The sequence below is a fragment of the Aliiroseovarius sp. S253 genome, assembly GCF_049800855.1.
Lineage (GTDB): Bacteria > Pseudomonadota > Alphaproteobacteria > Rhodobacterales > Rhodobacteraceae > Aliiroseovarius.
Genome location: NZ_JBNAFW010000001.1, coordinates 1,493,255 through 1,515,987, shown reverse-complemented (window position 1 = coordinate 1,515,987; position 22,733 = coordinate 1,493,255). Strand labels below are relative to the sequence as shown.

Below are 22,733 nucleotides of genomic sequence, written 5' to 3'. Positions count from 1 at the left end.
TATCGCTGATCCACAGGACAATTGGAAAGGGAAGGGCGCGCGATGAAGCCAGCATATTTCTTTGGCGTGGCGGCGCTTGCGGGAATCGCAGTGGCGGGGTGGTTGAGCTTTGGCTCTTCAGACAATGTACCGGACGCTCCTCTGATAGTTGGAGGGGCACAGCTGAACGGTAAGCCAACAGAAATGGTTCAGGTGACAATTCCTGAGCTGGAAAATGACCTTGCACTCGGCGCCCGCGCATTCGAAGCGAAATGTGCGGCCTGCCATGGGCCGTCAGCTGGTGGACTGGAGGGCTCGGGCCCGCCGCTTATCCACAAGATCTATGAACCGTCGCATCATGGGGATGCTGCATTCTTCCGAGCCGCTGAACTGGGTGTACGTGCACACCATTGGACATTCGGAAATATGCCCCCGGTCGAGGGTATAACCCGCGCAGAGATCGGTGAAATTGTGAAATACCTGCGCGCGGTTCAACGCGCGAACGGGATCCTCTGAATGCAAAAGGGCCCCAACCTGTGGGGCCCTTGTAATGATAAATTGGCTGAATTTAGCGTGTCAGATCCAACACGCGGGCTTCATAGCCTTTCAGAACCATTCGTGCCGTATCGCCGTACTGGCGCGGACCGCTGCGCAGTTCTGGGAACAAAGAGAACAGCTCCGTACGTGCCCCGTCATCAATGGCGCTCAGGCCCTGATGACCTGGGTGGAAGCTTTCGGTCGCGGCGCCGTTGGCGAAGATGACTTCGTGCTGGTCAAACATGATGTGGAAATAGGTGACCTGATCCGCTTTGGTTTGAGTCGCACAGCCACTTTTTAGCAGGTGAACAGCCGGGATCATTACCTCTGGCTGGGCAAACAGCAGATTGGCCTGAGGACCCTCGTACACCATGCGGTGTTGCGGAGAGACGATCAGGTCGCTGTGATTGCCAAACGTACCCTTCTTGACCCGAACGGGTGCAAGTTTCCCGTGTCCTTTGGTGGCTTTCTCGCCGATCCAACGAATGGGTTGAAGCCCGTGGTCGCGCGTCACCACCATGTCGCCTACTTTCAGGTCTTCAACAGGGCGTTCACCGCGATCGGTCAGGATCAGGCTGCCGGTCGTGAAGCAGATGATGACATTTTCGATGTTTGTGAAGTTGATGACCGTGCCGTCGGACAGCGTAACTGTGCCACTTTCCGGGTCGTTGGGATCATACACAATGTCGTCATGCGTCGCCAAACCGTTCAGATACAGCGTGTCGATATCCGAGTCGTCCGGGTCTTCGTTGCCATCAATGTTGATGACGACACCTGGACCGCCTGTCGCCTCGGCGGGATCAAGAATAAAGGTGTCTGAGCCAAGACCACCTTCGGCGGTATCGTTGACGCCGAAATTAATCGTATCGTCGCCTTCGCCACCGTACAGCTCGTCCGCGCCTTCGCCACCGGTCAGGGTGTCACTTCCTGCGCCGCCATAGATGGTGTCGTCGCCAGCACCGCCATCGATGACATCGTCACCGCCAACTGTGTCGTCCGGCACCTGATAATCGGCGTCCACACGCTCGGCAAAGAGGCCAGCATTGCTTTCAAAAATAGAATCCAACGAAATCGATTCAATCGACTTGCTGGTCAGCAATGTGTTGTCAGCGTTGTCCGAGAATTCGGGTGCCATGAACACTTCGCCAGTCTGGGTCTGGAAGACGACTGCCGTAAATGTACCAGTGGTACCGTCGGTAAATGTGACCGTAGCGTTATAAACCGAGGTCGAGTCCAAATAGTAAGTAACGCCATCGATGGTAAACGCTTCGGCCGTGTTGCCACCGTCGTTGTCATCAAGAATACCGTCACCATTCGGATCGGCTGCGGTCATGGACTGAAGCTCGTTATAAAGCTCCTCGCCTGGTCCGCCATAGGTGCCCAACAAATCAGAGGCGTTGTCAGTCTGGCCGCCATCGCCCTCGTTCGGGTCAAGGTCAGCGAACGTGCCAAGATTGATGACCGTATAGTTTAGACCGACCGTGGTGGTCCCACCTGTGCCGGTCGACGCATGGCCGTCCCCGTAAATCGTGTCGTTGCCAGTTCCGCCGTCAATGGTGTCGTTGCCCGACCCACCATAAACGTGGTCATCGCCAGCGCCTGCCAGAATAACATCATCATGTGAACCATCAGCCGCGTCATTGTTGTCGACAAAGTCGCCATCCGGGTCACCCGAGTAGGACGCATTGATTACGTCGTCACCGGCAGTGCCTTCAACAATAAAGTCGTTGCCGGTATCATCACGGTAGTCAAAGTCGCCACCTGTGCCCGCGTCTCCATCGGTATCAGCCAGCGTCAGATTGCCGGACCCGTCTACATCCGCGTCATTCACGTCCCAGCCAACAACGTCGTCCACGGCATCCATAATACCATCGCCATCCGAGTCACCAGACGCGTCAATGGTTGCTTGGTCTACGCCGTGTCCGGCTTCGTAGGCATCGCTGAGGCCGTCATTGTCACTGTCTGTGTCCAGATAATCGGCAGTGCCGTCGTTGTCTGTGTCGACCGGGCTTAGGCCGTTCGACCCAGCAGCGCCTGTTGTGGGGGTGGCGTCATATGCATCATCCACACCATCGCCATCGCTGTCGATGCCGGTGGGCGCAACATAACCGGCCGAGGTCTGAGCTTCGACATTGTCAGTGATGCCGTCATTGTCGCTGTCCAGATCTAAGTAATCCAGAATGCCGTCGCCATCAGAATCAACGTGGCTAAGCTGCGTGCCTTCGATGTCAAACGTATAGGACAGGGCAGGGTTGCCGTTCAGCGGGTCAACCGAGCTGTCGGTGGTGGCAGTCACGATCAAGCCGGGAACGCCGCCGCCAATATCCACCACAGTCACGGTGAACGACTGAGGAGAGGTCAAATCAGTGAGCGAACCGTTGTTTTGAATGCCGGTCTGAACATTGCCAGTACTGTATTCACCATTGTTGAAATTCAGCGCGAAGGTTTCTGAACTGCTGTTCAGATCACCATCCGCAAGAATGTTCGAGATATCAACGGTGTCTCCGATGCTGACGCCATATGAACTCAGGTCAATTGTGTCAGTTGAAGAGCCACCGGATGTGTTGATGTCCACCTGATCCGAAGTGGTGTTGAAGGTTGTTTCAACTTGTTCGTCAACGTTCAGGATACCGTCGCCGTCGATATCAAGATCAACAGAATCCAGAACGCCATCACCATCAGTGTCAGTGTCTGGTGCAGGGGTAATGTCAAATGTGAAATCGCTAATACCGCTGGTACCGGTCTGACCCGCCGCAGCATCTGGACCCGGCGCATAAACCAGGTCGATCTGTGATATCTGGCCACCATAACTGAAGGTTACATCGTTGATGGACGAGTTCTCACCCTCAACCGTGACCGAGCCGTCGGGGTTCGCATAGACTACATCACCGTCCATACCGCTAAGCGATGCAATGATGTCCGCGCTGTCAATCAAGTCGCCGTTTTCATCATAGGCGTAGATTGTCCACATATCATCGTAGTCGGCGCTACTGTTTAGGTGGTTGATGTCAAACGACAGGTTTTCTACCGGCTGCGAGAAATCGTAGCTGGCTGTTATGGGTGAGCTGATAAAGCCCGCGCCGAACTCGGAACTGTTATATCCATTCTGAGACGCATCCCAGTTCCCGGTGAAGGTCGCTGTTACGTCAGTGCTCAGGCTGCCGTCGTTGATGGTTGTGCTGCCGTTTTGTGCCGTTCCACCTGTACCGGTCAGCCAAACAGCATTGTCCAATGTTGCCATTTCAAGTCACCCCAGATCTTTTCACTCGTTAAGCGCCTGAAATCGGCAACATGGCCATCCGACACTCGATACTCACTCGTACATCTTTAAGTTGGCTGAAAGCGCGTGTTTCCGTTTGCAAGCGGTTCGCTTTCGACACCTCAGCTACCCCGTATAGCCTTAGATGGTAAAGACAATCTAAATGCGTCAATTTCAAGGCTATTTGGCAAGGGAAACTATGTGTTTACGGGGAAAAAGGCGCGAAAATTCACACATAGTTGAAGGGGTGTAAACTGAGGGTGGAAGTCCTGCGGTGCCGCATCGATTTTTGCGCGATATTCCGAATTATCGCCGCGACATGAAGCGACTCAGACGGGCTAAGCCCTCGCGTATATCCTTGGTTGAACGGGCATAGGAAAAGCGTAGGGTCTGGTGCCCTCGGATCGGATCGAAATCCATGCCGGGAGTGACGGCGACATCGGCCTTCGCAAGGATCTCGGCGGCGAAGGCACGGCTGTCATCGGTGTGTTCGCTGACATCGGCATAGATATAGAAGGCACCGTCGGGCGGTGCGATCTTGTCAAATCCGGCCTTTGGGAGTTCGTCCAACATTAACTGTCGATTGGCGCGGTAGGTGGCCAGGTTGGCGTCAAGCTCATCACGAGAGTCCAGCGCGGCCAGCGCAGCGATCTGGCTGGCATGGGGCGGGCAGATGAACATGTTCTGGGCTAACCGTTCGATGGTGCGGATATGATCCTCGGGTACAACCATCCAGCCCACACGCCACCCGGTCATCGAAAAATACTTGGAAAAGCTGTTGATCACGTAGATGTCATCGGACACTTCCAGCGCCGAAATCGCACGCCCATCATATTGTAGACCGTGATAGATCTCGTCCGCGATAAAGCTGGTTCCCTTGGCGTTGCAGGTGTCGATTAGACCCCGAAGGGCTGCGTGATCCAGCATGGTGCCAGAGGGGTTCGCAGGCGAGGCGGTGATCAGTCCCGCCAGCCCGTCGGGGATATCGGCAGGCACCGGTTGCAGTCGGTTCTCAGGCTTGGTGGACAGCCCCACCGGGGTCAGATCGAGCGCTTTCAGAATCTGGCGATAGGACGGATATCCGGGTTCGCCCAAACCGACTTTGTCGCCTGCATTAAACAGGGCTGTGAAGGCCAGAATGAACGCGCCTGAACTGCCCGGAGTAACCACGACGCGCTCTGGGTTCAGGTCAAGATTATACCAATCTTTATAAAGCTTTGCGATGCCTTCACGAAGTGCAGGAAGACCAAGGGCGACGGTGTATCCCAGCGCGTCATTCGCCATTGCTTGCGTCAGGGCTTCGCGGGCCTTTTCTGGGGCTGGGGTCGAAGGCTGACCGACCTCCATATGGATGATGTGGCGACCCGATGCTTCGGCCGCACGGGCGGCTTCCATAACATCCATCACGATGAATGGATCAACATTGCCCCGGTCCGATGTTTTCATCTTGCGCCCTTTCTGGTGTTGCCGTTATGCCTGACGCGTGCCTCCGGTTTGGATGACCCAAGGAATGACCGGCGCAGCCCCGATTGTTTCCCGCGTTGCCTGCCCGCGGTTGTCGGGGAAGTCAATGCGCCAGATTGCACCGACTGGCCGGTGCGGCGCTTTGCGGCGGTTGGCAGTGCGGCCATCTTGGCTTACATCCGAAACAACCGATTTTCATCGCGCCCCACCGGGCGCCCAGACAGGACACCGATCCCCGATGACATTTGCTTTGCCACGCGCCCTTCGCCTTGCCACTTTGACCGCAGCCATTGGTCTGGCCACAGCCCTTCCGGTTTCGGCCTTGGATCTAGATGCCCTGACGGATGATGAACGCAATGCTTTCCGTGATGAGGTACGGGCCTATCTTCTGGAAAACCCGGAAGTTCTGATGGAGGCCATTGGTGTCCTCGAGCAACGTCAGGCCGAGGCGCAGGTCCAACAGGACAAGGATCTGGTCACGGTCAACGCAGACGCCATCTTCAATGACGGTTTTTCCCATGTGGCCGGCAATCCAGACGGGGATTACACCATTGTGGAATTCGTCGATTATCAGTGTGGGTACTGCCGAAAAGCTTATGAAGTGTTGCACGATCTTTTGGAAAAAGACGGCAATATCCGTTTGATTCTGAAGGAATTTCCGATCCTCAGCGAAGCCAGCCTTATGTCGGCGCAGTTCGCCATCTCGGCCCAGCAGCAATTCGGGGAAGAGGTCTATGTGCAACTGCATGACGAGCTGATCGCGGTTCGCGGTGCTGTCACCGAAGAGCGGTTGATCGAGCTTGCGGATGATCTTGGTCTGGACGGGGCCGCCATCGCTGCTGGGATGAGCTCGCCCGAGGTGGATCGCGTCCTGAAAGAGAACCGTGAGCTGGGCAAGCGCCTTGGGATCACCGGCACGCCGGCCTTTGTGATGAAAGACACCATGGCCCGCGGGTTCATGGAACTGGAACAGATGGAATATATTGTATCGCAGGGCCGCGCTGCGCAGTAAGCTGCGCCAAAGATGTTGCAAACAACAAGAAGTCGGTGCGGATGACGGTAAAAATGCTTGGGGGCAGGGGCAGGAATTGGCTGGCGTCTGCGGTGGTTCTGGCAGCGCTGTGCCCGATGGTAGCCGTCGCAAGCAGCGATCTTGCTCCCGAAACCTCCATCCAGCCGAAAGCGCGCCCGACCGTTGCGGTGCCAGATGTACCGTCCGCAGGGGCAGGGGGCGACGAAGCCCCCGTTGTGCCTCGTTCAGCGAAATCCCCCGGCGCACTTAGCGGTTTGGCCTATCTGGCGGGCGATGGGGTTACGCTGTCAGACCGTTGGCGCGGCGTTGCCATTGAAGTGCCGATGACGCAGGCGGTGCCGTGGCGGGTCTTCACGTTGGATAACCCCAAACGCCTGGTGCTGGATTTCTCAGAGCTGGATTGGCAAGGTATTGATATTCCGAACCTTCTTGAAAAGGGTGACTGGTTCACGGACATTCGCGCGGGCCTGTATAGACCAGGCTGGACGCGGATTGTATTTGACCTGAATGCTCCCTATCAGGTCGTGTCTGCTGGACTTTCTACACAAGAAAACCCTGTGGCTGTTTCCCAACGGGTAGAGGCCGCGCGCCTTCGGATCGAATTGACAACGGGCTCGGACGCCGACTTCGCTGCGGCTGCAGGTGCGCCCAAGGATGCACTGTTTGATCGACCCGCCCGCCCGATGCCTTCCCCCAAAACGCGCCAGCGCGGATTTGGGGACGTGACCGTGGTACTGGACCCCGGACATGGCGGCATCGATCCGGGGGCTGAGCGCGGTGGCGTGGTCGAGGCCCAATTGATGATGAGCTTTGCCCGAGAACTGAAGGAAGAGTTGCTACGCGCCGGAGGCTTTAATGTGGTCCTGACCCGTGATGGCGATGCGTTCGTTCCGTTGGAAGAGCGTGTGACCATTGCAAGACGTGCAGGCGCGGACGTGTTTTTGTCGCTGCATGCAGATGCTTTGGCGCAGGGGCGGGCTACTGGGGCCAGCGTTTACACTCTGTCGCAAGAGGCCTCGGACGAAGCGTCCCGTAAGCTAGCCGAACGTCATGATCGCAGTGATATTCTGGCAGGTGTTGACCTGTCGCAGCAGGGTGATGCTGTGGCGTTAGTCTTAATGGATCTGGCGCGTACCGATACAGCCCCCCGGTCCGAGGCACTGGCCGACAGCCTTGTCGAAGGCATCCACAGCGCAACCGGATCGACCTATAAGACCCCGCGCCTTCAGGCCGGGTTCTCGGTTCTGAAAGCTGCCGATATTCCCTCGGTTCTGATCGAGCTTGGGTTTTTGTCTTCCGAGCGGGATCGCAAGTTGCTTACCTCGCGAGAATGGCGGGCCGATGCGGCGCGGGGGATTCGTGAAGCGCTGCAATATTGGGTGTTGGAGGATGCAGGTAAAGCTGATCTTTTACGTCAATAGGTTCGCGTAAAAATTTGATAAAAAAGAAAAACGGCCACCAAAAGGTGGCCGTTTCTTCTAAGTTGTCTGGTCCTACAGGCCCTTGGCGCGATAGCTCGCTGCGATGCGATCAATCGCCACGATAAAGGCCGCCATCCGCAGGTCATCAACGTCCTCACGCGCATGCCAAATCTCGCGCATGGCCTGGTATGCCACGCGCATCGTGTCATCCAAGCCCGAGCGTACCAGTTCAAGCTCATCCGCACCGCGTAAGTATTTATCCTTGAACTCGGGCGACATCGACCATGCGTCCCCTAGGTAGCGATCCAGACGCTCCAGCTCGTCCACGACAAGTTGGTGACGGGCTTCTTCCTGACGGCGTTGCATGCGGCCAAAGCGGATGTGGCTGAGGTTCTTGACCCACTCGAAATAGGACACGGTCACACCGCCTGCATTGGCATAAAGATCGGGAATGATCACCGTACCTTTGTCGCGCAACACCTTGTCGGCGCCCGATGTGATCGGACCATTTGCAGCTTCGATGATCAGTGGGGCCTTTACGCGCTCGGCGTTGGTCAGGTTGATCACACCTTCAAGCGCGGCGGGGATCAGGATGTCACATTCGACTTCCAGAAGCTCCGCACCGTTCTCGATATACTGCGCGTCCGCAAAGCCTTTCACACCTCCATGGCCCGCGATCCATTGGTGAACCGCTTCGACGTCCAGCCCTTTGGCATCGTACAAAGCGCCATCGCGTTCGATAATCCCGATAATCCGAGACCCGTCTTCGTGCGACAGGAACTTAGCGGCGTGATAGCCCACATTTCCCAGCCCCTGCACGATGATGCGCTTGTCTTTCAGCTTGCCCGTCAGGTTGGCAAGTTTGATGTCTTCGGGATGGCGGAAGAACTCACGCAAGGCATATTGCACACCGCGTCCCGTTGCCTCGACCCGGCCTGCGATCCCGCCGGCATGAGGCGGTTTCCCGGTCACACAGGCCCGCGCGTTGATGTCCGTGGTGTTCATACGGGCATACTGGTCCGCGATCCACGCCATCTCGCGTTCGCCGGTGCCCATGTCGGGGGCAGGGACGTTTTGCGACGGGTTGATCAGGTCACGTTTGGCCAGCTCATAGGCGAAACGACGGGTGATCAGTTCCAGTTCATGCTCTTCATATTCGCGCGGGTCGATGCACAACCCGCCTTTCGAGCCACCGAATGGTGTTTCCACCAGCGCACACTTGAAGGTCATGAGAGAGGCCAGCGCTTCGACCTCGTCCTGATCCACAGAGATGGCATAGCGAATGCCACCTTTCACAGGTTCCATATGCTCTGAATGGACAGAGCGATAGCCGGTAAACGTCTTGATCTCGCCCCGCAGGCGCACGCCAAAACGGACCGTATAAGTCGCATTGCAGACGCGGATTTTTTCTTCCAGGCCGGAAGGCAGGTTCATCAGGGACGCCGCCCGATTGAACATCAGTTCAACGGATTCTCGAAAACTCGGCTCATTCGTAAGGGACATTTTGTACCTCTGTACAGGTTTTGCATTGGTTTGCTGCATTGCCGCAGAATCGTTTTAATCTGCGTCATTACGACACAGAGGTTATGAAGAAATGATCAAAGTACCACCCCATAACAAACCCGACCGTATGGTCACTATATGGCGATGATTGTTTCCTGAGTGAATTAAATGGGGGTTTAAGGTGCTATTTGCGGCGTATTGAGTGAACAAAATCAACACCTCACCCTACGGAAAGCAGTTTCCAGTTCCAATCTCCACAGGCTCGCCTTAATTTTGACACAGGAAATCTATTGGTTAATGCCATGCTGAGAGTGGGTGTAGGAATTCTGGTGGGCGCATTGGCGTTTGCGGGAAGGGTAGTATGATGGCTCATATTTCGGAGCGTAAGAGTATGATTGTAACTGGATCTAAGACCCGGCAGGCCGCTGGCCGGCCGTCGTCGCTTGTAAGAGACTTCTCGAAGCAGGAAGACGGAGCCATGATTGGCTTCTCGCTTCTTGTGTTCTTGGCGATGTTTATCTTCGCGGGGTTGGCCATCGACTTGATGCGCCACGAGCTTCACCGCACACGTATCCAGGCAACCATGGACCGCGCGCTTCTTGCTGCTGCACACCCAGATCAGCAAACCAATCGTAAAAACGTCGTTCTGGACTATTTTAAGCGTGCTGGCCTTGATGGGATCGTCAAGCGCGACGACATCAAAGTTCAGGTCGCTTGGGATGGAACCAGCGTGTCCGCGACAGCGGATAGCAGGATCCACACGCCTTTCATGAAATTTGCCGGTGTCAGCAGCTTGCGGGCCCCTGCCGGAGGTGGCGCCGCCAAAGCGAATGTGCTGACCGAGATTTCGTTGGTCGTGGACGTCTCTGGTTCGATGGAGAACAACTCTGTCAACGGTGTTTCGAAGATCAAAGAGTTGCGAGATGCTGCGACCGAGTTCTCGAATTTGCTGCTGTGTGATCCCAACAATCCTGCATCCCCTGCAGACTGGACCACGTGTCCGATTAACGGCAACAAGACATCTTTGACGCTTGTCCCTTACTCGTCGCAAGTTTCGCTCGGATCGACTTTGCTTGGGAAGTTTACGGTTGCTGATACGCACGATAAGTCTTCATGCGTGACCTTTGCGGCGGACGATTTTGACGATGTCAGTGTATCGACCACTGATACCATCCATCAGACTGCTCAGTACGTAGGTGGCGGTCAACGTTATCTCAACAACTACTACAAGCTCAGCACGAGCGGCTGGGTTGAACCGGAATCTAGTCCGCAGTGGTACGAGACCTATTGGAGCTGCTTCAACGCTGACTGGCGTGAAGTCCATCCGTTTGAGAATTCACCGCAGGACATGGCGCTTGAGATCAGTAAGCTGAAAGGCCTTGGCGGTACCGCGATCCATGTCGGTATGAAGTGGGGTGCTGCGTTGTTGCACCACGATGCCGCGCCCGCGATTACATCTCTTATCGATGATAATTCGGCGGTTCATTCAGATTTTCGTGGTCGTCCGTTCAATCCTGCGACGACTTCGTCGTCCAAGATCATCGTTCTTATGACGGATGGGATCAATTCCAGCAATACGACATTGAAAGACGGGTTCCGCACTGGACTGTCTCCGATTTGGTACAACTCGGACGAGCGTGTATTGTCGGTGCTAGACGATCGTGACACTCCAGAAGATGACAGCGATGACCGCTGGTACTGGTTTAATCCAGAAAATACGCGCAACCGAGGCCGTGATTTGCCGTATGGCGAATGGCGTGATCATCCCTTTGGACACGAAGGCGCCAATGATTGTTTCTATGACTATGGGGTTGGAACGCTTTGTACTCCGGGCAGAACTCCAGAGAACACACTGACCGAAAGGTTGGATTGGAAGGACTATTGGCAGAAAGGATACACGCTTCGTATCTTCGACAGCTTCCCACATATTGGGAATGAGGTTGATACACCCGGGCGCTCGACCGGAGGGATCTTCCTGTCTAACTCGACAAGCAACGCGTATCTATCATCAGGTTTCCCGAACAAACAGCCGGGCGAGACCTATATGAATGTCGATAAGCTTTTGATCGACCAATGTGATGCTGCGAAGCTGGCAGGGATGACCATTTACACGATCGAGATGGAAACCCCTGACACGTCGACTGACGTAATGAGTGCGTGTGCATCGACCAAGGAGGGTAATCTCCTGTACTATAAGGTTGATGAAAATCTTGATCTTTCCACGGTGTTCGGCCGCATTGCAGAAGATATCAATCGTTTGCGTCTGACGCATTAACAAGTTCGGTCGAGCGACAGATGGTTTGTCGGTTAGCCAAAGTTTTCCGGGTATGGAGACACAGATAGTGACACGGAACAAAAACACATTTAGGGCGCGGGCGTCTCGATTGATGTGGTGGCGTGATCAGAGCGGCAGCTCAACGGTCGAGTTCGTCATCTGGTTCCCGCTGTTTATGACGCTGTTCCTGACGTCGTTCGAGCTCAGCTATTACGGCTTGCGCTCGGTGTTTCTAGAGCGCGCCGTGGACATGACTGTACGCGAAATGCGTCTGGGCATCAGCCGTCCTCAGAACACTGGCGAGTTCAAGACCCAGGTTTGCGAGAAGACCTTGCTTGAGGGCGCGTGTGAAGAAGATCTAATGGTCGAGCTTATCTTGGTTGACCAATCAACATGGAGCCTGCCGACAGGAAGCATAAGCTGCATTGACCGGAACGACCCGATGCAACCTCTTCCCGCTTTTGGCGGCGGTGGTAGTGGCGACTTGATGTTGTTGCGGGTTTGCTGGCTGAAGCGCCCATTCTTTGCCACGACCCCACTGGTGATGGGGCTGCCGCGGGATGTGAATGGTGAAATCGCGTTGTCGGCCGTGTCGACCTATGTAAACGAACCGTGATGGGAAGCAGGAAGATGGCCTTGGATCACAACACGAACGAGCAGGGGATTTGGCGCCGGTTCCGCAGCCGGGCCACTCAATTCGCACGTAAAGAATCTGGCACGGTTACCGTTGAAAGCGTCATTATCTTGCCGCTTCTTCTGTTCGGGCTTCAGGCCATGTATGCCTATTTCGAAAGCTATCGTCACCAAAGCCTGGCGTTGAAGGCCAATTATGCGATCGCCGACTATCTGTCCCGTATTCCGTCCTATGACCAGACCATGGTGGATGGATTAGACGAGTTGTTCGAATACATGACACGCAGTTCGGACGAAAGCTGGGTGCGCGTGACCGTTGTGGAGTGCCGTGCTTCGGCCGAAAGATGTAACACCTATGACCCCCGTCGCATCCGCGTTGCCCGCCTGGGGGCTGACCTTGTTTGGAACTCTCACGGGAGCAATGGCAAGCTTCGGCACAACAATACCTCATTGCGCACCAAGTTGGCGCATCACATCCCGTTGATGTATCGTGGAGAGGATCTCATCGTAGTTGAAACCTCGGCACAGTTCCGCCCGACATTTGCGGGTCGGTGGACCGGGATCTATCGACGTGAGTTTACGCATATCTCTGTCACCAGCCCGCGTGAACACGATACGTTGTGTTGGCCGGACGAGGCCACTTGCGCAGGGACGTAAGCAGCTGACGTACAAGCCCGGTGCTGAAATCGGGCGTATGGGCGGCGCTTCTGTGCATTTCTCAACTTAACACTGTTCAGTCTCGCAAATTGCGCAATTGAGCGGTGAACTTTAGCTTTCTGGCAGTCACAACGCCAAGGAAGCGAGGTTGCCATGTCCATTCGCCCTGTTCTATCCGCTGATCTATCCAAGCCGACACTGGAAGGAGCGGGAGTGCATTTGCACCGCGCCTTTGGGTTCCACGACCCCAAGGCTTATGACCCTTTCCTGCTATTTGATGATTTCCGTAACGATGATCCCCGCCTGTCCGAAAAGGGGTTCCCGTGGCATCCCCATCGCGGGATCGAAACCATCACATATGTTCTGGCCGGCGAGGTCGAGCATGAGGACAGCCTTGGCAACAAAGGGCGGTTGGGCGCAGGAGACATCCAGTGGATGACTGCCGGCTCGGGCATCATGCATCAGGAAATGCCCGTTGCGAACACCAAGGGGCAGATGCACGGATTCCAGTTGTGGGCGAACCTCCCGCGGGATCTGAAGATGACTGCGCCCAATTATCAGGACGTGCCCTCGGTCGAGATCCCGATGATCGAGGAAGACGATGGCACCAAGGTGCGTGTGATCGTTGGCAAGTTCTGGGGTCGGTCTGGACCCGTAGATGGGATCGCGGCTGATCCGCTTTATCTGGATGTCAGTATTCCTGCGGGGGTCACGAAGACTTTGCCTGTGGACACACGACGTCAGGCGTTCGCCTATGTATTCGAGGGGGCAGGGGCATTTGCGGACGCGGCTGCGCCTGAGGGTGTGTTGCTTGAAAAGGAGGTGATGGGGCAAGAGGTCAACATCCGCGACCTGTCAGGCAACCGCACCGTAATCCGCTTTGGTGCAGGGGATGAGGTGCGTGTGCAGGCGGGGCCCGATGGCGTGCGCTTTTTGCTGGTGGCAGGCGCCCCCATCCGCGAGCCAGTCGCCTGGCACGGCCCGATTGTCATGAACACCAAGGACGAGTTGCGCCAAGCCATGAGCGACCTGCGCAACGGGACGTTTATCCGGCCGGCTCACTAAGACTGCGACGAAGGTCTAATTCATCTGGCGTTGCATAAACCTGACGAATTGTTACAAGGGCAGGAACGCTGCCCTTTCTAAATGGTGTCATGTCCCGACTGCTTCGCCTTGTTGATTTGCCTCCGCTTTGGCTGATAGCGATGGCCGCAGCTGCCTTCGGGCTGGACCGGTTTGTTCCGGGTCTTGGTTTTGGGTTGGATTGGACGCGATGGCTGGGGACTGGCTTGGTCGGGGCAGGGGCCGGAGTGATGGCGCTGGCCGTGTGGGAATTCCTACGCGCACGCACGACGATCATCCCGCGTCAGCGCCCCACTGCTTTTCTTCAATCGGGCATATATCGCCTGACCCGCAATCCGATCTATCTGGGTGATGCGCTCGTTCTGGGCGGGCTGATTTTGCGTTGGGATGTGTTGCCAGCCCTGATCCTGGTTCCAATCTTCACAAGAATCATCACAACACGCTTCATACTCGGGGAAGAGGCCGGACTGACCGACTTGTTCGGCGATGAGTTCAAAAACTGGGCTGCGACGGTGCGTCGCTGGCTGTAAATTGCTGCAAAGCGGCATTGCGCCGCGACGTGCTGTCGCGTATTGAAATAAAATTGTCGCATTGCATGCTGAAACGATAGCTTCTTGCGCAGGGGATGCGTATAGAATGCGCCATGAAACCGCCGGGGCCGAGGGACAGACCCCTCGTTCGGCACACGACGGGAGAAGGAAGAGACTGTGAAAATCGGTGTACCCAAGGAAGTATTTGAGGGCGAAAACCGGGTCGCAATGACGCCGGAAAGCGCCAAGATGCTGCAAAAGCTGGGCTATGACTGCGTGATCGAGACCAAGGCTGGTGAAGCTGCGGGTTTCTCGGATGCGGTTTATAAAGAAGCTGGAGTTGAGGTCGTTAAGACCGCAGCCGCGCTTTGGAAAGCTGCAGACATCATTGCGAAAGTGCGTCAGCCAAACGATACCGAGCTGAAGCGTCTGTCGGCGGATAAAACGCTGATCAGCTTCTTCAATCCCGGCGGCAACGAAGACGGGCTTGAGAAGGCCAAGAAGTCTGGTGCAAACGTCATCGCGATGGAAATGGTGCCGCGTATCTCGCGCGCGCAGAAAATGGACGCCCTGTCCTCGATGGCCAACATCGCGGGCTATCGTGCCGTTATCGAAGCCGGTAACAACTTCGGTCGTTTCTTCACCGGTCAAGTGACCGCCGCTGGTAAGGTTCCGCCCGCCAAGGTTCTGGTCGTCGGTGCTGGTGTTGCTGGTCTGGCTGCAATCGGTACTTCGACCTCGCTGGGTGCGATCACTTACGCGTTCGACGTACGTCCGGAAGTGGCCGAGCAGGTTGAATCGATGGGCGCCGAGTTCGTCTATCTGGACTTCGAGGAAGAACAACAGGACGGGGCCGCTACAGGTGGTTACGCCGCTGTATCCTCGCCCGAGTTCCGCGAAGCTCAGCTGGCCAAGTTCCGCGAACTGGCCCCTGAGGTCGACATCGTTATCACCACCGCGCTGATCCCCAACCGCGAAGCCCCCAAGCTTTGGCTGAAGGATATGATCGACGCGATGAAGCCTGGCTCGGTCATCGTTGACCTTGCGGCTGAAAAAGGCGGTAACGCTGAAGGCACCGTGATGGATGAGAAGGTCGTGACCGAAAACGGCGTGACCATCATCGGCTATACCGACTTCCCGTCGCGCATGGCCTCGCAATCGTCGAGCCTCTACGCCAACAACATCCGTCACATGATGACTGACCTGACGCCTGAAAAGGACGGCAAGGTCAATCACGACATGGAAGACGATGTGATCCGCGGCGCGACCGTGACCCATCAAGGCGAGATCACCTTCCCGCCGCCCCCGCCGAAGGTGCAGGCCATTGCTGCCAAGCCCAAGGAAGTGGTGCCGGAACTGACGCCCGAGGAAATCAAAGCGCAGGAAGCAGCCGCGTTCAAAGCGCAGACCAAACAGCAAGTGACCTTGCTGGCGGTTGGCGGTGCGCTGCTGTTGCTCTTGGGTCTTTATGCGCCTGCCAGCTTCATGCAGCACTTCATCGTGTTCGTTCTGGCCGTGTTCGTTGGCTTCCAGGTGATCTGGAACGTAAGCCACTCGCTGCACACACCGCTGATGGCTGTCACCAACGCCATTTCGTCGATCATCATTCTAGGCGCGCTCATGCAGATCGGATCGGGAAGCTTCCTGGTTATCTTGCTGGCTGCTGCCTCGGTCTTCATGGCTGGGATCAACATTTTCGGCGGCTTCCTCGTGACACGGCGCATGCTTGCCATGTTCCAGAAATCTTAAGGGGGTAGGGATCATGGAATTTGGTTTCACCACGGCTGCATATGTTGTTGCAGCAGTTCTTTTCATCCTCTCTCTTGGCGGTTTGTCGGGACAGGAAAGCGCGAAACGCGCGGTATGGTATGGCATTGTCGGCATGGGTCTGGCGGTGGCTGCGACCCTGATTGGCCCCGGTGCCGGTTTGTGGTGGCTGTCGATCCCGCTGATCGCTGCGGGCGGCGTGATCGGTTACCAGCTGGCATCCAAGGTCGAGATGACCCAGATGCCGGAACTGGTCGCCGGGATGCACGCGCTGGTCGGTCTGGCAGCAGTCTTCGTAGGCTTCAACGCACATTTCGAGATTGGCAACGCGGCAGAGGCCGTAGCCATGGGCAAAGATGCCGTCAAAGAGCTGGGTGCCTTCGGTCAGCTGATCGCCAAGAAGTCCTCGGTCGAGATCAACATTCTGTTGGTCGAACTGTCGCTGGGTGTCTGGATCGGTGCCGTAACCTTCACCGGTTCGGTCATCGCATATGGCAAACTGTCGGGCAAAGTGACCTCGTCGGCTGAAAAGCTGCCCGGTGGTCACATGCTGAACGCGGGTGCTGCGGCGCTCTCGGTGATCTGCCTGATCTGGTACCTGAACACTGCATCCTTCCTGCCGCTGATCATCCTGACCATCGCTGCGCTGTTCATCGGCTATCACCTGATCATGGGCATCGGCGGCGCCGACATGCCGGTGGTTGTGTCGATGCTGAACAGCTACTCGGGCTGGGCCGCGGCTGCGATCGGCTTCTCGCTGGGCAACGACCTTCTGATCGTTGTGGGCGCGCTGGTAGGCTCGTCTGGTGCGATCCTGTCCTACATCATGTGTAAGGCGATGAACCGTTCGTTCGTCAGCGTTATCCTTGGCGGCTTTGGCGGCGGCTCGGACGGCCCGGCCATGGAAATCGAAGGCGAGCAAATCGCCATCGACGCCGATGGTGTGGCTGCTGCCTTGGAAGATGCTGACAGTGTGGTCATCATTCCCGGTTACGGTATGGCTGTGGCGCAAGCCCAGCAGAACGTGGCCGAGCTGACCCGCCGTCTGCGCGCCAAAGGCAAGAATGTCCGCTTTGCGATCCACCCGGTCGCAGGTCGTCTGCCCGGTCACATGAACGTGCTGCTGGCAGAAGCCAAGGTGCCTTACGATATCGTGCTGGAAATGGACGAGATCAATGACGACTTCCCGGAAACGGATGTCGCTATCGTCATCGGCTCGAACGACATCGTGAACCCCGCTGCACAGGACGACCCGAACAGCCCCATCGCCGGCATGCCGGTTCTGGAGTGCTGGAAGGCCAAGCAAGTCTTCGTGTCGAAACGTGGTCAGGGTGCCGGTTACTCGGGCATCGAGAACCCGCTGTTCTTCAAAGAGAACACGCGCATGTTCTATGGCGACGCCAAGCAGTCGCTGGATACGCTGCTGACGCTGATCCAGTAAGACTCACTGATAATCTTGTGAAGCGCCCCCCCTTGTGGGGGCGTTTTGCGTTTGGGGGGCGATGTCCTCAACCCCGAACGACCACCATGCTGCGATTAGAAATGAGATCCCCATTGCGGGTGGGCATCATCAATCACCAACGCGTGGGTGTGGCGGCGGTGTCCTTTCAAGTGCGGGTGATCCAAGGGCAGGTTTTCATGGGTGTGAGCGACCTCGATCGGGTCGTCGGCTGGCCAAACCCGAACGGCTGCTAGGATCCCTATAAGGGCGAGGACGGCAAGGATCATCAAGGCAGTGCCTGTTCCGAACATGGTCAAAAGCCATCCTGACAGAGGATAAGTCAAAAGCCAGCACGCGTGGGACAAGGCAAACTGGGCCGCAAAGATTGCGGGGCGGTCTTCGGCATGGGCAGACCGGGCCAGCAAGCGACCCGAGGGCGTCAGAACCGACGAGTACCCCAGCCCGATCATCGCCCATCCGATCAGTAGGGCAGTCCAACTCAGTCCCCAGGTTGCGATCACGAAGCTTAAGCCTAAAAGAGTGGTCGCCATCAGACCTGCGCCACCTATCATCAGAGGGCGTTCGGGGGTGACGTGGAGTATACGGGGCAGGGCGATCGCGGCCATCATGCTGCCTAACCCAAAGGCAAACATGGTCCAAGCCAGCGCGCTTTCCGCCAGCCCTAATTGACTGCGAACCAAGACCACCGAGTTTACCAGCACCATCGCGCCCGCGCTGGAGACTGCAAGATTCAAACCTAGCAATCCGCGCAGGCGTGGGGTGGCTAAATAGATGCGAATGCCCAAAGTCGTGCGCTCATAGAAGCCGCGCGGGGCAGCGGGTTTGGGATCGGGCAGGCGCACTGCCATCACCATCAACGCCGAGATCAGGAAGCCCAGCGTGGTGCCTAGAAACAGGCTGCTATAGCTCGCGATGGTCAGAAGCAATGCGGCGAGGGTCGGGGACAGGATGTTCTCAAGGTCAAACGCCAGACGGGACAGCGACAGCGCCTTGGTATAGCGCTCTTCATCCGGCAATACGTCTGGGATGGTGGCTTGAAAGGTGGGTGTGAACGCTGCCGAGGCCGCTTGTAGCACGAAGATCAGCCCATAGACCTGCCACAGCGTCGTGGCGAAGGGCAGACACAGCACGACGGATGCGCGGATCAGGTCCAACACGACCAGAAGGGCGCGCCGGTTCACCCTGTCGGCCATGGCGCTGGCAATTGGTGCCAGCCCCACATAGGCGATCATCTTGATCGTGAAAATCGTGCCCAGAACCAGCGCGGCGTTTTCACCCGCCAAATCGTATGCCAGAAGTCCCAGCGCGACGGTGGCGAGCCCAGTGCCCATAAGGGCCACGACCTGCGCCAGAAATAGGTTACGATACGTCCGGTTGCTGAGAACGTCGAACATATGCGCCTCACAAGTACCGGGTGATGGCTTTAAGTTCGGCCACGGCCGAGGAGGTTTCATCCCCGAGGCAATGGTCCAGATGGTCGTGGATCAACGCCTGTTTGGCGTTCCGAATAGCGCTCTCAACCGCTTGTAATTGCTGGGCAAGCTCGACGCAGGGGCGGCCTTGGTCGATCATCTCGATGACGGACCGAAGATGTCCATCGGCGCGTTTCAATCGGGCAGAGATTTTCGGGTGGCTGGCATGTGTATGTTTCTGAGTCATACTTCGAGCTTATCCCCCGGGGGAGGATGCGACAAGGGAGTGCGAAACACGACAGCCTGAAACGGACGTCGGTTTCGCTTTCCACATGCTAGCCAACGGCGTATGCGGGGATATGACCCCTAATCGCGGAATACTTCTGAAGCTCGGATCGGTTGCGTTTTTCATGTCCATGCAGGCCATGATCAAGGCTGCATCAGGCAATCTTCCCCCCGGAGAGATCGTCTTTTTCCGCTCGGTCTTTGCCCTTCCGGTAATCGCCGCGTGGTTGGCCTATGAGGGGCGGTTGCATTCAGCCCTGCGCACCACCCAACTTTGGGGGCATGTCAGCAGGGGAACCGTGGGTGTAATGGCGATGGGGTTGAACTTCACCGCCGTGGCCTATCTGACGCTGCCAGACATCACTGCGATCCTCTATGCGTCGCCCATCATCACGGTCATCCTGGCCGCAGTCTTTCTGGGTGAGCAAGTTCGCGCGGTTCGGATCGGGGCGGTGTTGGCAGGCCTTGTGGGTGTTTTGGTTATCCTTTGGCCACAGCTTCAGGGTCATGGCGATGGTGACGATCTGCGCGCTTTCGGTGCCATGCTGGCTTTAACCGCCGCTTGCTTCATCGCAGTGGCCAAGATCCTCGTGCGCAAGTTGGTGGGGGTGGATCCACCCTCGACCGTGGTGATCTATGCCTCGTTTACGGCGATCGTCTTGTCGCTTCTGACGCTACCGTTCGGCTGGGTCTGGCCCACCGGGACAGAATTCGCATTGCTTTTGGCAGCGGGGCTTGCGGGCGGCGTCGGGCAGTTGATGCTGACAACTGCTTACACCCATGCCGAGGCATCCACGATTGCACCGTTCGACTATTCCTCGATGATCTTCGCGCTTGCCTTTGGGTTTCTGATTTTTGGAGACCTGCCGACACCACAAACCGTGTTTGGCTCGGCTATCGTGATATCCGCCGGTCTGGTGATCATTTGGCGAGAGAGGAGATTGGGCAACGACCGCTCGAAATCCCGAGCCGCCGGTGCGCCAAGCGGGTGATTGCCGATTGGTGCCGCTGTTTGCGTAAAATCACTGGAAATATTGCAGAAACCCAACTATTCTTGCGGCAAGACCTCGCGCAAGACGGGGCCACAGGCACCGGCACCAATAACCCGCAAAGGGATGGGCTGGATATTATGAGCGGTACAGGCAAATTGCAGGCGGTTATTCATGACTGAAATGGTTTATGGCGCGGTCCCCGCACAAAGCGGCGACCCCATTCTTCCCCGTTGGTGGCGCACGATCGACAAGTGGTCGGTCTCGTGCATCCTGATCCTATTCGGCATTGGCATTCTTCTGGGGCTGGCGGCGTCGCCACCCTTGGCTGAACGCAACGGGCTGGGCTATTTCCACTATGTTGAGCGCCAGTTGATCTTCGGCGTTGCTGCCCTGATCACCATGTTCGCCTTCACCATGATGACCCCGCAGATGGTGCGCCGTCTCGGCGTGCTTGGGTTCATCGTGGCAATGGTCGCCGTGATGCTGCTTCCGGTTTTGGGCACTGATTTCGGTAAGGGCGCAACGCGCTGGTATTCGCTGGGCTTTGCCTCGCTCCAGCCGTCTGAATTCCTGAAACCGGGTTTTGTGGTCGTCGCCGCGTGGCTGATGGCTGCAAGCCAAGAAATTAACGGCCCACCCGGTCGCGCCATGTCCGCAGGCCTGGTCACGGTGATCGTGATGTTTCTGGCGATGCAGCCGGACTTTGGCCAGTCGGCTCTGATCCTGTTTGGCTGGGGCGTGATGTACTTCCTTGCGGGCGCGCCGATCCTTTTGCTAGTGGGCGCCGCTGGACTGGTCGTTCTGGGCGGCACCTTTGCCTATCACAACTCGCAACACTTCGCGCGCCGGATTGACGGGTTCCTGAACCCCGAGGTCGATCCCACCACCCAACTTGGCTATGCCACCAACGCCATCCGCGAAGGCGGTTTCTTCGGTGTTGGAGTAGGCGAAGGGCAGGTGAAGTGGTCTCTGCCCGATGCGCATACGGATTTCATCATCGCCGTCGCGGCCGAGGAATATGGCCTGCTTCTGGTCCTGATCATCATCGCGCTGTACGCCACCATCGTCGTGCGCAGCTTCCTGCGTCTGATCCGTGAGCGGAACACCTTTATCCGTCTGGCTGGGTCTGGCCTGGCCGCCATGTTCGGCGTGCAGGCTTTGATCAACATGGGTGTGGCAGTACGTCTTCTGCCCGCGAAGGGCATGACGTTGCCATTCGTCAGCTATGGGGGTTCATCTTTGATCGCCGGGGGTATTGCACTTGGCATGCTTTTGGCCTTTACCCGCACGCGGCCTCAGGGCCGGATGCAGGACGTATTTGCAAACAGGCAGGGCAGATGACAACAGACCAACCGCTTCTTGTGATTGCTGCCGGTGGGACCGGCGGCCACATGTTTCCCGCGCAAGCGCTGGCTGAAGCGATGCTACGCAAAGGGTGGCGGGTGAAACTGTCGACCGATGCGCGCGGCGCGCGCTATACTGGCGGCTTTCCCCATGTCGTCGAGATCGAGCAAGTCAGTTCCGCCACCTTCCAACGTGGAGGCATCGTAGCGAAAGCGTTGGTGCCGTTCCGCATCGGCGCGGGCGTTCTAGGCGCTGTTATGAAAATGCGTCGGGACCGTCCGAAAGCCGTTGTGGGCTTTGGGGGCTATCCGTCGATCCCTGCCTTGGGCGCGGCCAAACTGCTAAACCTTCCCCGCATGATCCATGAACAGAACGGCGTGCTGGGGCGTGTGAATACGATCTTCTCAACCCGCGTGAACCGCGTTGCGTGCGGTACGTGGCCCACTGATCTGCCCGAGGGCGTCGAGGGCGTCTATACCGGAAACCCCGTGCGCGGCGCTGTCATGGCCCGCCAGGGCGCGGGCTATATCGCGCCGGGCGACTATCCGATGTCGGTCCTAGTGATCGGCGGCTCGCAGGGCGCGCGTGCGCTGTCCGACCATGTCCCAGCAGCATTGGCCGCCTTACCAGATCATCTACGCCGCCATATCTCGGTCAGCCATCAGGCGCGTGATGAGGATATGGAGCGGGTCAGCGCGTACTACGATGCCAATGGTATCCGCGCCGATGTGCAAAGCTTCTTTAATGACATCCCCCGTCGCATGTCCGAAGCCCAGCTGGTGATCAGCCGGGCAGGGGCGTCGTCCGTGGCGGACATCTCGGTTATCGGTCGCCCGTCGATCTTGATCCCGTTGCCCACGGCCACGGATGATCACCAGACCGCCAACGCACGTGGGTTGGTGGATGCGGGCGCCGCGATCTTGCTGCCGGAAAGCATGCTGACGCCGGAAAGCTTGGCCGAGCAGGTCGCGCTGGTTTTGGGAACCCCAGAAGGGGCCGAACAAATGTCCCGGGCTGCACTTTCCCATGGCCGCCCGGATGCAACCGACGCGCTGGTCGCGCTGGTCGAGGATTTGGCCGCTCAGGCCTAAGTAATG

18 protein-coding genes are annotated in these 22,733 nt (G+C 57.2%); 13 read left to right on the top strand and 5 right to left on the bottom strand.

The window, feature by feature from the left end; genetic code table 11:
• Positions 1–42: 42 nt before the first annotated feature.
• Positions 43–495: a c-type cytochrome gene (locus ACP15F_RS07355; protein ID WP_424940165.1), complete on the top strand. Its 453-nt coding sequence runs from the start codon at positions 43–45 to the stop codon at positions 493–495.
• Positions 496–547: 52 nt separating this feature from the next.
• Here ACP15F_RS07355 and ACP15F_RS07350 read toward each other — a convergent pair whose 3' ends face one another.
• Together ACP15F_RS07350 and ACP15F_RS07345 are read right to left on the bottom strand one after the other, a co-directional pair.
• A complete protein-coding gene (locus tag ACP15F_RS07350) occupies positions 548–3,757 on the bottom strand; it encodes a Hint domain-containing protein (protein ID WP_424940164.1) in 3,210 nt (1,069 codons plus the stop codon).
• Between the two features lie 324 nt (positions 3,758–4,081).
• Positions 4,082–5,221: a pyridoxal phosphate-dependent aminotransferase gene (locus ACP15F_RS07345; protein WP_424940163.1), complete on the bottom strand. Its 1,140-nt coding sequence runs from the start codon at positions 5,219–5,221 to the stop codon at positions 4,082–4,084.
• Positions 5,222–5,477: 256 nt separating this feature from the next.
• Here ACP15F_RS07345 and ACP15F_RS07340 point away from each other — a divergent pair, with 256 nt between their 5' ends.
• Positions 5,478–6,251: a DsbA family protein gene (locus ACP15F_RS07340; RefSeq protein ID WP_424940162.1), complete on the top strand. Its 774-nt coding sequence runs from the start codon at positions 5,478–5,480 to the stop codon at positions 6,249–6,251.
• 41 nt (positions 6,252–6,292) lie between these two features.
• On the top strand, positions 6,293–7,693 hold the full coding sequence (locus ACP15F_RS07335; RefSeq protein WP_424940161.1) for an N-acetylmuramoyl-L-alanine amidase: 1,401 nt from the start codon (positions 6,293–6,295) through the stop codon (positions 7,691–7,693).
• 72 nt (positions 7,694–7,765) lie between these two features.
• On the opposite strand, the gene ACP15F_RS07330 is transcribed toward ACP15F_RS07335, so the two are convergent.
• Entirely contained in the window at positions 7,766–9,196 is a 1,431-nt protein-coding gene (locus ACP15F_RS07330) for a Glu/Leu/Phe/Val family dehydrogenase (protein ID WP_424940160.1), read from the bottom strand.
• 364 nt (positions 9,197–9,560) lie between these two features.
• Between ACP15F_RS07330 and ACP15F_RS07325 the strand changes: the two genes are divergently transcribed.
• The 7 genes from ACP15F_RS07325 (at position 9,561) to ACP15F_RS07295 (ending at position 17,582) form a co-directional block, all read left to right on the top strand.
• A complete protein-coding gene (locus ACP15F_RS07325; RefSeq protein ID WP_424940159.1) occupies positions 9,561–11,471 on the top strand; it encodes a Tad domain-containing protein in 1,911 nt (636 codons plus the stop codon).
• Between the two features lie 67 nt (positions 11,472–11,538).
• Positions 11,539–12,087, top strand: coding sequence for a TadE/TadG family type IV pilus assembly protein (locus ACP15F_RS07320; protein WP_424940158.1), 549 nt, complete (start codon positions 11,539–11,541; stop codon positions 12,085–12,087).
• Positions 12,087–12,761 (top strand): TadE/TadG family type IV pilus assembly protein, encoded by a 675-nt coding sequence (locus ACP15F_RS07315; protein ID WP_424940157.1) that lies wholly within the window; start codon positions 12,087–12,089, stop codon positions 12,759–12,761. Before ACP15F_RS07320 ends, ACP15F_RS07315 begins: the two co-directional genes overlap by 1 nt.
• Before the next feature lie 153 nt (positions 12,762–12,914).
• A complete protein-coding gene (locus tag ACP15F_RS07310; protein WP_424940156.1) occupies positions 12,915–13,826 on the top strand; it encodes a pirin family protein in 912 nt (303 codons plus the stop codon).
• A gap of 89 nt (positions 13,827–13,915) precedes the next feature.
• Positions 13,916–14,374: a methyltransferase family protein gene (locus tag ACP15F_RS07305; RefSeq protein WP_424940155.1), complete on the top strand. Its 459-nt coding sequence runs from the start codon at positions 13,916–13,918 to the stop codon at positions 14,372–14,374.
• 177 nt (positions 14,375–14,551) lie between these two features.
• Positions 14,552–16,123, top strand: coding sequence for a Re/Si-specific NAD(P)(+) transhydrogenase subunit alpha (locus ACP15F_RS07300; RefSeq protein ID WP_424940154.1), 1,572 nt, complete (start codon positions 14,552–14,554; stop codon positions 16,121–16,123).
• A 13-nt stretch (positions 16,124–16,136) separates the two neighbouring features.
• Positions 16,137–17,582 (top strand): NAD(P)(+) transhydrogenase (Re/Si-specific) subunit beta, encoded by a 1,446-nt coding sequence (locus tag ACP15F_RS07295; protein ID WP_424940153.1) that lies wholly within the window; start codon positions 16,137–16,139, stop codon positions 17,580–17,582.
• Positions 17,583–17,677: 95 nt separating this feature from the next.
• On the opposite strand, the gene ACP15F_RS07290 is transcribed toward ACP15F_RS07295, so the two are convergent.
• Both ACP15F_RS07290 and ACP15F_RS07285 read right to left on the bottom strand, forming a co-directional pair.
• Complete coding sequence (locus tag ACP15F_RS07290) at positions 17,678–18,997, bottom strand: MFS transporter (RefSeq protein ID WP_424940152.1); 1,320 nt, start codon at positions 18,995–18,997, stop codon at positions 17,678–17,680.
• A gap of 7 nt (positions 18,998–19,004) precedes the next feature.
• A complete protein-coding gene (locus ACP15F_RS07285; protein WP_424940151.1) occupies positions 19,005–19,262 on the bottom strand; it encodes a metal-sensing transcriptional repressor in 258 nt (85 codons plus the stop codon).
• 112 nt (positions 19,263–19,374) lie between these two features.
• On the opposite strand from ACP15F_RS07285, the gene ACP15F_RS07280 reads away from it, so the two are divergent.
• The 3 genes from ACP15F_RS07280 to murG all read left to right on the top strand — a co-directional run bounded on the left by ACP15F_RS07280 (position 19,375) and on the right by murG (position 22,727).
• Complete coding sequence (locus ACP15F_RS07280) at positions 19,375–20,292, top strand: DMT family transporter (RefSeq protein WP_424940150.1); 918 nt, start codon at positions 19,375–19,377, stop codon at positions 20,290–20,292.
• Positions 20,293–20,463: 171 nt separating this feature from the next.
• Entirely contained in the window at positions 20,464–21,633 is a 1,170-nt protein-coding gene (gene ftsW / locus ACP15F_RS07275) for a putative lipid II flippase FtsW (RefSeq protein ID WP_424940149.1), read from the top strand.
• Complete coding sequence (gene murG / locus ACP15F_RS07270; protein ID WP_424940148.1) at positions 21,630–22,727, top strand: undecaprenyldiphospho-muramoylpentapeptide beta-N-acetylglucosaminyltransferase; 1,098 nt, start codon at positions 21,630–21,632, stop codon at positions 22,725–22,727. The genes ftsW and murG overlap by 4 nt, the downstream gene beginning before the upstream one ends.
• Positions 22,728–22,733: the final 6 nt, after the last annotated feature.

Bases quoted from the DNA above. Each gene is read 5' to 3' on its own strand.
- ACP15F_RS07355 (WP_424940165.1), top strand. From the start codon at position 43: ATGAAGCCAGCATATTTCTTTGGCGTGGCGGCGCTTGCGGGAATCGCA.
- ACP15F_RS07350 (WP_424940164.1), bottom strand. From the start codon at position 3,757: ATGGCAACATTGGACAATGCTGTTTGGCTGACCGGTACAGGTGGAACG.
- ACP15F_RS07345 (WP_424940163.1), bottom strand. From the start codon at position 5,221: ATGAAAACATCGGACCGGGGCAATGTTGATCCATTCATCGTGATGGAT.
- ACP15F_RS07340 (WP_424940162.1), top strand. From the start codon at position 5,478: ATGACATTTGCTTTGCCACGCGCCCTTCGCCTTGCCACTTTGACCGCA.
- ACP15F_RS07335 (WP_424940161.1), top strand. From the start codon at position 6,293: ATGACGGTAAAAATGCTTGGGGGCAGGGGCAGGAATTGGCTGGCGTCT.
- ACP15F_RS07330 (WP_424940160.1), bottom strand. From the start codon at position 9,196: ATGTCCCTTACGAATGAGCCGAGTTTTCGAGAATCCGTTGAACTGATG.
- ACP15F_RS07325 (WP_424940159.1), top strand. From the start codon at position 9,561: ATGGCTCATATTTCGGAGCGTAAGAGTATGATTGTAACTGGATCTAAG.
- ACP15F_RS07315 (WP_424940157.1), top strand. From the start codon at position 12,087: ATGGGAAGCAGGAAGATGGCCTTGGATCACAACACGAACGAGCAGGGG.
- ACP15F_RS07310 (WP_424940156.1), top strand. From the start codon at position 12,915: ATGTCCATTCGCCCTGTTCTATCCGCTGATCTATCCAAGCCGACACTG.
- ACP15F_RS07305 (WP_424940155.1), top strand. From the start codon at position 13,916: ATGTCCCGACTGCTTCGCCTTGTTGATTTGCCTCCGCTTTGGCTGATA.
- ACP15F_RS07295 (WP_424940153.1), top strand. From the start codon at position 16,137: ATGGAATTTGGTTTCACCACGGCTGCATATGTTGTTGCAGCAGTTCTT.
- ACP15F_RS07290 (WP_424940152.1), bottom strand. From the start codon at position 18,997: ATGTTCGACGTTCTCAGCAACCGGACGTATCGTAACCTATTTCTGGCG.
- ACP15F_RS07285 (WP_424940151.1), bottom strand. From the start codon at position 19,262: ATGACTCAGAAACATACACATGCCAGCCACCCGAAAATCTCTGCCCGA.
- ACP15F_RS07280 (WP_424940150.1), top strand. From the start codon at position 19,375: ATGACCCCTAATCGCGGAATACTTCTGAAGCTCGGATCGGTTGCGTTT.
- ftsW (WP_424940149.1), top strand. From the start codon at position 20,464: ATGACTGAAATGGTTTATGGCGCGGTCCCCGCACAAAGCGGCGACCCC.
- murG (WP_424940148.1), top strand. From the start codon at position 21,630: ATGACAACAGACCAACCGCTTCTTGTGATTGCTGCCGGTGGGACCGGC.